At 38.2% G+C, this 13,401-nt stretch carries 10 protein-coding genes and 2 pseudogenes; 10 read left to right on the top strand and 2 right to left on the bottom strand.

The window, feature by feature from the left end; translation table 11 throughout:
• The 10 genes and pseudogenes from AACX33_RS01740 to AACX33_RS01695 form a co-directional block, all read left to right on the top strand.
• A partial coding sequence (locus AACX33_RS01740; protein ID WP_227789396.1) for a hypothetical protein occupies positions 1-258 on the top strand: 258 nt, incomplete at its 5' end.
• A 176-nt stretch (positions 259-434) separates the two neighbouring features.
• Entirely contained in the window at positions 435-872 is a 438-nt protein-coding gene (locus AACX33_RS01735) for a hypothetical protein (protein WP_227789395.1), read from the top strand.
• Between the two features lie 187 nt (positions 873-1,059).
• Positions 1,060-1,281: a hypothetical protein gene (locus AACX33_RS01730; RefSeq protein ID WP_227789394.1), complete on the top strand. Its 222-nt coding sequence runs from the start codon at positions 1,060-1,062 to the stop codon at positions 1,279-1,281.
• Positions 1,278-1,796 carry a hypothetical protein gene (locus AACX33_RS01725; protein ID WP_227789393.1) on the top strand — a complete coding sequence of 173 codons (519 nt, stop codon included), beginning with the start codon at positions 1,278-1,280 and terminating at the stop codon, positions 1,794-1,796. Before AACX33_RS01730 ends, AACX33_RS01725 begins: the two co-directional genes overlap by 4 nt.
• Before the next feature lie 60 nt (positions 1,797-1,856).
• Complete coding sequence (locus AACX33_RS01720; protein WP_227789392.1) at positions 1,857-2,267, top strand: type II toxin-antitoxin system RelE/ParE family toxin; 411 nt, start codon at positions 1,857-1,859, stop codon at positions 2,265-2,267.
• On the top strand, positions 2,264-2,614 hold the full coding sequence (locus tag AACX33_RS01715; protein ID WP_227789391.1) for a helix-turn-helix domain-containing protein: 351 nt from the start codon (positions 2,264-2,266) through the stop codon (positions 2,612-2,614). The genes AACX33_RS01720 and AACX33_RS01715 overlap by 4 nt, the downstream gene beginning before the upstream one ends.
• Positions 2,615-2,700: 86 nt before the next feature.
• Positions 2,701-3,216 carry a helix-turn-helix domain-containing protein gene (locus AACX33_RS01710; RefSeq protein ID WP_227789390.1) on the top strand — a complete coding sequence of 172 codons (516 nt, stop codon included), beginning with the start codon at positions 2,701-2,703 and terminating at the stop codon, positions 3,214-3,216.
• 312 nt (positions 3,217-3,528) lie between these two features.
• Positions 3,529-3,723: pseudogene (locus tag AACX33_RS01705) on the top strand (IS4 family transposase); the annotation flags it as partial.
• A gap of 348 nt (positions 3,724-4,071) precedes the next feature.
• Complete coding sequence (locus AACX33_RS01700; RefSeq protein ID WP_227789389.1) at positions 4,072-5,130, top strand: trypsin-like peptidase domain-containing protein; 1,059 nt, start codon at positions 4,072-4,074, stop codon at positions 5,128-5,130.
• 124 nt (positions 5,131-5,254) lie between these two features.
• Complete coding sequence (locus tag AACX33_RS01695; protein ID WP_227789388.1) at positions 5,255-9,016, top strand: hypothetical protein; 3,762 nt, start codon at positions 5,255-5,257, stop codon at positions 9,014-9,016.
• A 235-nt stretch (positions 9,017-9,251) separates the two neighbouring features.
• On the opposite strand, the gene AACX33_RS01690 is transcribed toward AACX33_RS01695, so the two are convergent.
• Together AACX33_RS01690 and AACX33_RS01685 are read right to left on the bottom strand one after the other, a co-directional pair.
• On the bottom strand, positions 9,252-11,861 hold the full coding sequence (locus tag AACX33_RS01690; RefSeq protein ID WP_227789387.1) for a CHAT domain-containing protein: 2,610 nt from the start codon (positions 11,859-11,861) through the stop codon (positions 9,252-9,254).
• A gap of 342 nt (positions 11,862-12,203) precedes the next feature.
• Positions 12,204-13,222 (bottom strand): annotated as a pseudogene (locus AACX33_RS01685) (PDDEXK nuclease domain-containing protein).
• Positions 13,223-13,401: the final 179 nt, after the last annotated feature.

Here is a 13,401-nt window from a genome sequence, read left to right as displayed (position 1 = left end):
TATGGAAATTTAATTCGCGGAAACTTTCCGCGAATTAAATCCTTTTCCTTACTCCACCCGTTTTTTATAACTCTCAATCCTTTAAACTCTTATCTCAACTTGCTTTCGGCTTATCTTAGTGCCATTCGCGTATGGGGTTTAGGGTGTACAAAAGTACAATTTTCTCTTTATCCCCCCACACCCTACACCTTATTTTTGTCAGTCATGCCCCTTTCAATAACCGTATTTACTACAGCATCTATTAATACTTGCTGGTGATTTCGCATAATTGTTGCAAATACACAAATCTTGTTTTGGCTGTGTATATTTGCAAACTGATATCTAACCACAAGGGTAGTTACCCCTGTTTTGTGCTGCCTAAATACCGAGAAACAAGCTCCCCAAGCATTTGCGCTGATTGGGGACTCATTAACTAGCCTATGGAAGCTACTCGTATGATACCGAAACCTGAAAGAGATGCCAACGGAAAAGTTAAAGGTGAGTTTTACCCACTCCAAAAAGCGGAACTGATAGCACTACACAAAGCCAAGCTGATTAATAATGCGGCCTTTGTGCATTTGGCGCTGCGTTCTGAAAATCCTTACTGCGATCGCCCTATTGAAATTTTCCCTCAAAAATTAGCCCAGCGTTGGCAGATTCCCCAAAGTAGTGTTTATGAAGCCCTTGCCAAGCTCAAAGACCAGGGGGTGATTTTAATTAATAGTGGCAAGATCATCATTGAATTTTGTCAACAAGATTCAACTATTGATTCTCAACAACAGCAAGATTCTGAGAATCCAGAATCCATTCCGAAATCCCAGAATCCATTCCGAAATCCCAGAATGGATTCTGAAATCCCAGAATGGATTCTGAAATCCCAGAAAATATTCTGAAATCCCAGAAAATCAACCTCTAGAACCTGCTCAGGGTAAAGGTTCCAACTTCTTTCAGACTATTCAGACTTATTCAGACTTTAAAGACTCTCTCTCAGAAGCAGAGAGAGAGGAATTTTGGATATTTGGGGAACAGAAGGCCACGCAGTTACCAAATCCCCCTACACTTACCCGACGTTGGATAGAGATGAACTGGCAGGAATTATCACGCCAGTGGTACAAGTCCAAGGGAAAAACGCCCCCGGCGCAAGTCTCTAAATGGGAGAATGACCCGCGCACCTGTGACTGGCTGGCAATTATTGAGGAGACAGCCAACCCCTTGCAGTTCATTGCAGGCGATTCAGAAAAGTATGAATTTGTGAAATGGTGCCGGGAGACAAAGCAATTTAGCTGGTTGAGGGAGGAATGATGATTGAAGATTTTCCACAATTTGAGCCGTTACCAGTCCGTGCAGAACAGGAGACAGGGGATAAGGAAATTTGGCAGCCATCTTGGAAATGCTATTGTTGCCAGGATACTGGGAAGATTCAGCCGCACTTAGTCAGGTTAGTTGTTCCCAATTATGACTATAACCGCGATCGCATTCCTATCTGTCAGCTGTGCGAATGTGGCGACAAACTTTACCATTTAAATCAGTTGGGTGTAATTGATACCCGGTTTGAATTGTTACTCTGTAAAAAGCTGGATGCCATCGCTCGTGACCAATGGCGAGTGACTACACAAAAGCAGTTTGAAATCATGAAAAAGCGGGTAGATATAGCATCTAGTGAAATTGCTAAAACCCATAGTTTGACCAAGGGCGATGGACTACGCTCTGCCGGAGGTAATCGCACAGACAACGATAACCGCGAAGTACAGCAGCGAAAGGCTGAAATTGAGGCAATCAGTCCCAAGCAATGGGCAGTGTTTAACTCAAAGCTTTAAGGCTGTTGAATAAGAGTGAAAAGCTATGATAACATTAGCGTTATCAGAAGAGTCAATTAAGTGAGTGAGTGGAAAGTTGAGTTTTATCAGTTTGCCAATGAGGAATCTCCAGTACTAGATTGGTTTAAAGAACAGGATGCAAAGGTAAAAGCTAGGCTTGGTCATATTTTTGACCTTTTAAAGGAACAAGGGGTAGCTGTAGGAGAGCCACACGTCAAGCATCTTGAGGACAAGCTTTATGAAATTCGAGCAGAACAAGACACAAACATCTATCGCGTAATTTATTTCGCCTACACTGGCAAGCAGTTCATCTTGCTTCACGGGTTTCAAAAAAAAACTCAAAAGACCCCCAGAAAAGAGTTGAAATTGGCTAAAGAACGAATGAAGGACTTTGTAGAACGAGAGAAAATTCAACAAGAAAAGGCTTCTCTTTTAAAAGGCAATAAAACCAAGAAGAGTCAAAAACAATGACGAATAACACAATTTCCTGGGATTCTATCCGTGATGAAGTCCTAGCAGATCCAGAGGTAAAAGCTGAATATGAAGCACTGGAAACGGAATTCCAGTTTGCAAGGCGAGTAATTGCTCTGAGAAAAGCTAGTGGCTTAAATCAACGTGATTTTGCTGAGTTGGTTGGTATTCAACAACCACAGCTAGCTCGGATTGAATCTGGTAAACAGGTTCCTAAATTTGAAACTTTAGCTAAACTGGCTTCAGGGGCTGGTTACGCTGTTGAAATTCGTTTTGTACCCACTAAAGGAAAGCGGCGACAAAAAGTCCAACCTTTGACGATTCCTGCTAACGAGCTAAGGAGTTAGTTTAGCACGCTACCCCATCATGTTCTAACCCCGCCAAATACTGCCAGATGGCATGATATAATTTGGCGATATTTGGCGGTAATCTCATGAACAAACAAGAAGCAGCAGATTTTCTTGGTGTCAGTGTTCGAGCGCTAGAGCGCTATGTACAACAGGGGCGAATCAGTGTTAAGTATGAGAAAGGAAAAACTCGCCCGACTGCAAACTTTGACTCCTCCGAACTGGAAGCATTTAAGGAAGAATTAAACCAACCGACTGTAAAACCTGCCTTTGAATCTCGCCAAATTGCGACAGAGCATCAGCCAGGAACAGAAAAACTGGTGAAAACCTCTGGCGAGATTACGGAATTTGGCGAGATTGGTGTAATTGATAAGCTCTCATCAATCATTGAAGGGCTGCTGAGTACGAATGACAATCAGCCCAAAGTACCAGTAGCAGATAAGTTACTGTTGTCGATGGCAGAGGCACAGGCGTTAACTGGATTGTCTAGAGAATTTCTCAAGGATGCGATCGCATCTTCTGAACTAAAAGCTAAAGTGATTGGTAAAGGTTGGCGGATTAAACGCAGTGACCTGGATGAGTACATTAATCAGCTATTTTAAATATCGCCAAATAGCGACAGTGTAAAACTCGCCAAGAGGATAGAGGTAGTATCAGGCTTTGAAACAGTGGCGAGTTTTGACGAGATTTAAAATGATACCAATTCCACAATTTGGCACTTTCGTTTACTGTGGATCTGGACTTTAGAGCATTGGTGACAAGTTAGGAAAAAGGGGAAATAATCAAGGGTGGTATAAGCTCCTGGTCAAAAAAGGTGGGAAACTCAATCTAGACAAGTAATTGAGCGGTTGAGAATAGCCATGACCAGCAGCCGAAAAACCAATAGGGACTACGCCAACAAGAAACAGCGACCAATGGTGGAAGATGAAGTAATAGCCGAGCAGTTGGAAAGATTACTGACACCAGCGATTACGAACCAAGAAAATTACTACTGAAAACTAGGATTCAGAGACAGGATACTGAATCTACCATTGATGATGGCGGCGGTGTTAACACTACTATGGAGAGATGTAGCAGGAGTCAGAGAACTGACGAGAATATTAGCCAGATAAGGTTTTCTGTGGCGTAACCCACATTCCGCACTTCAATCTGTTATCCGTTTATGTTTCGACAAAAATAACAAAATCTATTGATTTTATTCAGTATTTAAATATATGAATTATTGTCCTTTGGCGATCGCTATTTAACAACCATTCACCGTGAGTATTGTATTATTTGTATAATACAAAGCGAAGTGTGGAATGTGGGATATTTCATTGTATGAGATGGAAGTGCAAATCAAAACAAAATGTTTTATTTTACAATGCTTAGGGTGCAAATTTTTTCAGAATACAAAAAGATTTAGTATGATTTCGTTACTGCACATAGGAAATTTTTAGGGAGCAGAAGCAATCCCCATGATCAATTTAGATATCGAAGATCTCAAACAACTAATTACCTTGCTTAAGGAACTACCAGAGTTAGCAACAGAGCGGTCACGCCTACAAATCTTGGAATTGGCTGGTCTAAAGCAGTTGGCACCCATGATGGATCTGTCGGGTGCTTCCTTTGTAGCAGTGAATGAAATTGTTAGCTATCTATCAAAGTATGGGCGGTTGACCTACAATCATGAGGCACTAGGATTATTTCTCAACACTCTCAAGGCCTTTGTAGGGGTTCAGCAGCAAGAATTCCTTGATGGATTGCTAACAAAGTATGACATGATGATACCGATCGCTGCACTTCCTGATATTGGTCAGTGGAGAGGTGGAGAAACGACAGCAGATGTGCTGGAAAAGATTATTGGTGAGAATACGCTACGCCCCATTGCCTTTTTACAAAGAGGACTGGAAGTAGCGCGCTCGGTTGCTTATATTGGAGTCCAGTCTGGTTATGAACGTTGGTCAGGGACAGGCTTTTTAGTAGCTGAAGATTTATTGCTCACGAATAATCACGTTTTGCCAAGTTCAGATTTATTATTAAATTCTATATTTCGCTTTAACTACGAAGATGATTTTTGGGGACGTTCTCAGCCTAGTTTAGAATATCATGCAAAGTTTGGTGGATTGTTCCATACTAATCAGGATCTAGACTATACGCTAGTTCAGCTTGATGGCTCACCTGGGCAGAAATGGGGATGGTTGCCTTTATTATCAAGGAATATCAAACGCAGAGAGCGAGTGAACATCATTCAGCATCCAACAGGACGACCCAAAGAAATTTCCTTCCAAAACAATTTTGTTGAGTATGTTGGAGGCAATGTGGTGCAGTATGTAACCTCTACACTGAATGGTTCTTCTGGATCGCCAGTATTAAACGATGGATGGGAGGTTGTTGCCCTTCATCATGCGGGTGGTAATATCCCTGAACCCACAAGCCAGAGACGTTATTTTAGAAACGAAGGTATACTAGTAGAGAAAATTTTAGCGGATTTGCCCTCAGAGATTAAAGAAATGGTGAATTTAGCAACCAATTAGATACTTGAAGTCTCAACTCCAGTGACTCATAAGCCTTCTTTTAAATGAGCGAAAAGTTGCTGGAGCTATTTATAAGGCTGCAAACGTTTGAATATGCAGGCATTATTGGTGCTGAGGAATTTTCATGACGCTTAAGTCCCAACTTTTAAGATTTTTAGCACACATACCAAATGCTCGCACAGTTCGGGAGCGTCAGGCTCTTCTGGATATTACAGGCTTTGACAGTATAGGTAATTATATCTCTTTAGAAGGTAATAACCTTGTATTCTTTTCTGAACTGCTGAATCGTTTAATTTTTGAAGGTAAAACTGAGATTTGCCGATTTTTAGAGAATTTAAATGATAACGGCTTACTAGGATTAGAAAACTCTCAAACGCTTGAATCTTTTATTCATCAGATTGAAACTCTTGTTCCCACAGATTGGCAGCGCAATTTTCTAAGCGATTCTAGTCAGCATAGCTTATCACAAGGGACTTCTATCTCATCGCAATTATTCATTAACTCCCAAATCCAGTATATTACCAAGCAGCAGGATATCAGTGCTGTCATTAGTTACACTGTTGCAAAGCCAATCCTTGATATTCCCCCTTTGGTTGAAAATTTGAGTAATAGGCAGGAAACTGTTAATTCAATACTTGATTTTTTTAAAGACCATAATTGGATAGCCATATATGGCAGTATCGGTTCAGGGAAAACACAACTTGCTGTTTTGATTGCTCAAGCTTTGAACTCATGTTCTGCTTGGATTCGATTTCGTGATCTGACTGTAGAGCAAGCATGTGTTCGGTTAGATGTAGTATGTGAAGAATTAACAAGTTTGCCACTACAAAGCAATAGATACGAATGGTATTGCCAACTTTGTGAAAGACTTGGCAATGGAGCGATGATTGTTCTTGATGACTTGCCACGTTTTTCAAATAGCAATGAACTGTCAGAACGACTCGTTCAACTGGCAAGAGCATGTAATGTTTATCATATTAAGCTTTTATCAACTAGTGCGTACTCACTGCCAACTGGTCTTGTGTCACTTATTGGTCAACAATTGTATGAACTAAATATCCCACTTTTCACCGAAATTGAGGTATGTGAGGTACTTCAAGCTTATGGAGCGTCTCCTTCTTTTGCCTCACAGATTGCGAATTTCGTAAATGCTCTTGCTCACAAACATCCTCTATTTATTAATGCAATCTCAAAATATTTATTTGAACGGAACTGGCAGTTTACCCAAGAAGCACTAGAAGGATTATTTAAAAGCAGTTATGCGGAAGAATTAAATAGTGAAACAATCGATAGATTATTATCTTCTATTGAAGACGTAGAAACTAGAGAACTTTTGTACAGAATTACTTTGGTAGACAATGATTTCTCATTAGATGATGTACAAGGTCTTGCATCTATTGAACCAGTTATACGACATCCGCGCGAAAAGCTTAATGTTTTGAGTGGACTGTGGATTCAGCGTGATGCTAATAATCGCTTACTTTTATCGCCTCTAGTTAAAAGACTAAGTGGCAGCGACTTATTGCCAAGCACACAAAGGTTATGCCATTTATGGCTCGGAGATCAGATTGTTCAAAAACACCAATTAAACCAAATAGACGTATTACGAGCATTCACTCATTTCTGTAGGGCTGAAGCATTTAATCGTGCTGGAAATATCCTGCTGTTTGCTCTTGGAGAAATGAGCCACACAGATATCTGGGTTGATGAGGAGTGGATAGTTGCTATTTGGACTGATACATCACTGCCAAGCCAAATGGATTTGAATATTCGTATACTCTTGCGAGGACTTCAGATATTTGTCAACCATAAGTACGGTAAAAATATTTCATATCTTGTGCAAGACTTTAACATGCTTCTACAACAGGCAACAGAAAAAGAGGCTTTTTCTGTTGTTGGAGCTGCAATGTGTGCAAGCATGGCACTTTCTCAAAATACCCCTATTTTGGCCAATCATTATTTATTGACCAGTTTGCAATTTCTACCGCAAGCGCATTTACCGGATGGAAGTGAATTAATCTTACCTCAAGAGACTCAAGCAGAACAACTAATTTGGATGACTGCACTGGGAGTAACTACCATTGAATCCTTTCATGATTGGTTTGAAACAGTTAAGCAACTTTCTATTAATCAAAGATACCGTGCATTTGCTTCTGATTGGGCTGAACAAGTTTGTTTAGTGCTACTAGATAATTTATATAAGTTAGAAGTAGCCAAACCTCAAGATCAACAACAGTGGCAAGTAATTGTTAATGCTCTTGAAGAAGAAGCGAATCAGGTTCGTCAGTTGGGATTGGAATTACTATTCGGATGTATAACGCGCGTACAGATTAAAATTTTATCAAAACATTGTAAGACTTTAGAAGCTGCTGTAACTGTTGCGGCAACATTTATGTCTCACGGTATAAGTGATAAACGGGCTTTACTTTTGATTCAAGAATGTATAGGTAGGCATTGCTTAGATGCACAGCGCAATAATGAAGCATTAATTTGGTTAAATCAAGCAAAGGAACAGGATACAGACGCATATCCTTCCATTAAATTAGATGTATTACTTAATATAAGTTTTGCTATTGGCAACACTAATCCACAGAGTGCAATTCAGTATGCTCAACAAGCAGTCAACTTAATCAAAAGCTCAGAGGAAATTCTAGAAGAGAATTTAGCAAGGGCGTTAGGCGAACTGGCAATTGCTTACTGGTTTGCTGATGACTTAGTATCTGCCTTTGATGCTTGGGAACAAGCCTGTGAACATTTATTTGCTATCAAGACAAACACGGACGATTGGAAGGAACTTCTTGTCAGATTTTGTTATTTTTCTGGATACCTTACTTCCCTGGTAAGTAATGGGATTCCACCTAGTATGACCGCAGAAGGTAAACCGTATGTGGCTCCTCATAGAGCATTTTTCTTTAACTATGATTTAACTTTAGCAACTTCTTACTCTATTGCCTTAGAAAGTGGTTTAGTAGCACAGATAGCAAGATATGGTGAAGCAGTTGATAAAGATGCACAGGCTATTAAATGGGCTATAAGAGGAATTGACATTATCCGAGAAACCAAGCAAAATTTCACTTTACCTGTGCTTGCTGAGAAGATAGTACCACAGATGATACTAGAGAGTCGTTATGTTGAGGCTTTAGACCTTGCTTTAGAAACAGGAACTGTTCTTATTGGAATTCAAAAACATAGACAAGATGGTGGAGAAACTTTAATTTTTGATTTCAATCCAGAAACTTTTCTGGGTGAAAAACCTAACAAGCTATGGCAGCAGGCAGAACAACAGGCCGCAGTAATGGCACTGATACCAATCGCTTTTCACTTAAGTAATATCTTAGTTAATCAGCCAACTGTTGCTTATGAGCAGGGAACAGCAGTTGCAGCAATATGTCATCAAATTGGTGTTACATCCGTTGATCAAGACTGGAATACAGTAGCAAGATTGTTTGAGAATATCTATTCAAACAAAGCATCTTTCAGTGAATTACTAAATCTTGGAAATAGTTTTGTTTCTCAAGGTGAGAACGCATTTCTAGAAGTGCTTTGGACTATAAGTTATTTGGGTGCATCATTGCAAAGTGATGTCAAGCTCGAAAATGCTTTAAGAGTACATCTGTATGTTGTACGCCGTATGTATATTTCCCTCAAACCCTCTTCACCAACCTATCTGCGTATTGTTCTACCGTTTCTCTCAACCTATTGGATAACTAAATTTGAGAAAATGCGGTTCCGCTTCCGCTCACCTAAGATAATAGAAGAACAATTAACTGAAGCAAACACCTTTTCCGCAGATCAACAAGCACAAGCTATTTTTAAGACAGTTTCATTTGGATTAGGTATTGCTATTCCATCAGAGTTTTCATCTTGGCTTCAGAACAGCCATTAAAACGATTAAACTAAGCCGGGATGTCACCATCCCGACTCGTCTTGGGGTATTACAACAATATTTTATAAATGGGGATAGATAAGCGCGAAGCGTTCACTAGGCTGAAAGCTTTACTCAGCATACTGTTCTCTCATATAGACAAAGGCGATAGCTTCGCTCGCCGTAGGCATCGCGTTGAATTTGTTACAAAAAATTTACATCGTGATAAATTTTGCGCGTCTCTTGTCTTTACCCCTTATTCAGCTTCACCGATGAGAGTAAATGCAGCCCACATATTCGGACAATTACGATATTGTTGCATTGTTATTAACATTGCTTGACGTAAAGCTTGAGCTTTATTCATACCTCTGTGAAGATTTCGGTAAAATTCAATCATCAACACCTTAGTTGAACTATCTTGAACTTCCCAAAGAGATAAGATTACACTTGGAACACCAGCGAGAAACAAACAACGAGACAAGCCAATTACACCATCACTATTAATTATGCCTCTTCCGGTATCACAGGCACTCAGAACAACTAATTCAGCATTTAAATCTAAATCTAAAATTTCGCTAGAGGTTAATAAACCACTATCATCACCTGATGGAGCCAAAGCTATAGCTCCTGGTACTACTAATTTATTGATATTTAATAGTCCATGAGTAGCGAAATGAATCAGCCTTGCTTTAGGCATTTGTTGCAAAATATCTGATTTAAGAGCTTTATTGCCAATTAAAGCTTCTGTATTAAGTAATGAGGCTATTTCTTTTGCTTCTTCTTCAGCATACGGTAATGGTTTAAAGGGTGTCGGTAGTTGAGAGTCTGGATCTATTGGCATCGTTGGATTTCCTACTACAAGAGCATCAATAAAATCTTCTCTCACCTCTAAATCCCCGTTTTGTAATCGTTCTCTTTGCTGATGAGTTAAGTTCAGCGTCATGATAGAAGGAACTGTTAGTATGGTATGGTCTTCGATTAAAAATTTACCATTAGCCTTATTTTGCAATGCTGGAAAAGGAATCAAAAATAGCTGCTTATGGGGAATAAAAATAACAGGTTGATTGGGTTCGGTTGGAAGTAAATCATAAATGGGTTGAATCAAGTCTTGATAAAGCTGGTGTGCGAAAGGTTGAGCATCATTCGGCCAAGAGTTATTAGCAATCCTGCTCCGAGCTTCTTCTAATATTTCTTCTAAAGATGTACCGTCTTCCAGCAAGGGTTGTAGGTCAACCTGGCGAAAAGTAATTTCACCTATAGGTGTTATTACCCAAATATAGAGAGTATAGAGATTTTCTCGATAAATAATCGAATATTCAACAATTGTTGACTTATGAAGCTCTGTGATATGCCTAATTGTATCAATACTGGGGGGATTAATTGCCTCTTTTAAGTGTAATTTTTGGATAGAATCTAAAGGTTTTGCTGCTAATCGTTTTGCTAATAACTCTACAAAAGCTCTGGTACGTCCTCTTTCAGAAATTTCCAAAGCCTCCAATATTTTATGTTGAGAAACTAATACCTCTTGTAATATTAAATATGTAAATGACTGAGTTTCAAAAATTGATATTTTATGGGTGTCAATAACTAAGTCTAAACGAACACTTTCCCAAATATGGATTGCATTGTATAAGACTTTTTGGGCTTTTGTTAGCTGATTAATTCTAAAAAAAATAACTCCTAAATTATTAAAAATTTTTCCTTGTTCGATACTATTACCATTTTTTTTTGCAATTGCTATAGATTTTTGAAAGTATGTTATTGCTAGTTTAAATTCCTCTAACAAAGAGTAAGTAGTTCCTAAATTACAAAGGGCAATTAATTCACCTTTACGATCATTAATCTTCTGTGTAATCATTAAATATTGTTGATAAAAATCAATGGCTAGTCTATATTCTCCGCAATTAACATAGAAATTGCCAATTCCAACCAATGAATCAGCTTCCCCTTGATTATCTTTTATCTTCTGGGCAATTTCTAAACTCTCATGATAATAATTAACTGCCTTATTGTAATCACCAAAAGTAGAGAAAGTATTACCTAAACCAAGGAGTGCATTTAATTTTCCTTTTTCATCACGTATATCTTGTGTAATTTTAAAGAACTTTTCATAACGAATTATAGCCTCTTCATATTCCCCTAAATCTTCGTAAACATTACCTAAAGCACCAAGAGAAAAAGCTTCTCCTCTACGATTACCAATTCTCTCTTCAATAATGAGAGATTGCTGATAATAATCTATCGCTTTTTGTAATTTTCCTAGATAATAATAAGCATCACCCAGATTACTTAGAGCAGCAGATTCACATTTTTGATATCCATTTTCTTGTGCAATTGTTAAAGATTCCTGAAGATAATCAATTGCAAGTTCATACAGTCCTAACGAATTATTATCTTTACCTAAATTATTGAGAGAAGTTGCTTCACCTTCAAGATATTTATAATCTTTGCTAATACGTAAAAAGTGTTGTTCATGCTTTATAGCTTTATTGAATTCTCCTAGAGAACGGTAAGATTCACTTAAAAAGTGACACGCGCGTGCCTGCATATCATGATTGTCTGTTTTTATTGCAATGATTAGGTAGTCCTGAAGATAATCAATTGCTTTTCGATGTTCTCCTAGTATTGTATAACCACATCCAATTTCAAAAAGAAAAATAGAATCTATATTAGATTTATCTATTTTCTCACAGAGTTTTATTGCTTGTCTTATAATATGCAATGCTTTTTTAGGTGTATTAGGATTGTCTCTATATAAAATAATTCCTTCTTTTAGCTTATTTCTATGTTTTTTATATTCAGACAATTCCAGATTTACTAATTCTTGAATTAACTTTTTACTTTTATTCTTTTTATATTTATTCATTTTCTAGTAATTAATCAGTTTTATATCAATCATGTTGAATATTTCATTTATCATGGAAATCTCATCCATTGGCAATAAAATAAGAAATTACTACAGCACTTCTCGGTGTTATGAGGTACACAAGCGGTCAAGATGCCTACACCATAAGAGTTTCATTATTCAAGTGTTCGGTTCTCAGCGACACCGTTATAAATTAAGGCATCAATATCACTTTTATTAATCAAATCAAATTGTTTGTTTATCATTAAACACCTCATCATAAACTGCCTCTGCCCCCACATATCGCCCTAGCGTGAGTTTATTTTCTCCATGCTGGCAAATTAGGCACTTCCTAATTTTAAATCATTCTTCATCCTCAGCTTCTATAGATAAAGCCTCTAGTTTAGCCTCCAATTGCTCAATTGTGGGTAAACTTCCTTGCAATTGTTCTGGTAGAGTATCCCGTAGTTGATAAGTAGAAACTCCAATTGGTTTATTCATTTCCCGCAGAGCATATTCTACAATTGTTTGATTCTTCGTCTTACATAAAATCATGCCAATTGTTGGTTTATCATCTGGGTGACGCAATAAATCATCGACAGCCGAAACATAAAAACTCATCTTCCCCGAAAATTCTGGTTTAAAATCTTCAAATCAATTACTACATAACAGCGTAAATGCAGATGATAAAATAATAAATCTATATAAAAATCTTGGTTCCCCACTTCTAAGTGGTATTGGCTGCCAACAAAGGCAAAACCCACCCCTAATTCCAAGAGAAAATCACGAATATGTTCGATTAAAGCTTTTTCTAAATCCCGTTCTAGCGCTTCTTTTCCTAAACTGAGAAAGTCAAAATTATAAGGGTCTTTCAATAATTGTTGCGCTAGTTCTGATTGTGGTTTGGGTAAGGTATTTTCAAAGTTAGTAGTCGCCTTTCCTTGGCGATGATATAACCCACTTTCTATCTGATGTACTAATATATTTCTACTCCAGCCATTTTCTATAGTTTTTTGTATGTACCATTCACGCTCAAATTTATTTTTAACTTTATCTAAAATTACACAGTTATGAAACCAAGGAATTAGTGCAGCAGCCTGCTGCACAATTTGCTCATCTGGGTAAGCCTCAGCAAAAGCCCGCATATACTTAAGATTCCGTACTGAGAATCCTTTCATATCTGGGAAAGCTGCTTTTAAATCTCTGGCGAGACGTTCAATAACTTTTGCACCCCATCCCTGCTGCTGCTGTCTGATGATAGTTTCGCGCCCGATTTGCCAATAAAGTAAGACTAACTCACGGTTTACAGACAAAGCGGCTTTGACTTGGGCGCTGCGTATGCGTTCTTTTAATTCTTGTAAAAAGTCATCATAGCCATCCATCGGTGATAACTTATCCGCCATACCCCAACCCGCGTAATTTCTCTTTAATTATTAGACACGTCCGGAATATGATTTGGGTACAAAAAATGGTAGAAAGTAAAATTGACCTTCTACCAACATCTAATTAAATGATTAGTATCTTTGATTATATACAAAAGTATCCCTCGCGTGCAAAGCAA

The organism is Nodularia sp. LEGE 04288 (genome assembly GCF_963896525.1).
Lineage (GTDB): Bacteria > Cyanobacteriota > Cyanobacteriia > Cyanobacteriales > Nostocaceae > Nodularia.
The sequence above is the reverse complement of the archived record's forward strand: the minus strand, read 5'-3'. Positions and strand labels throughout refer to the sequence as shown.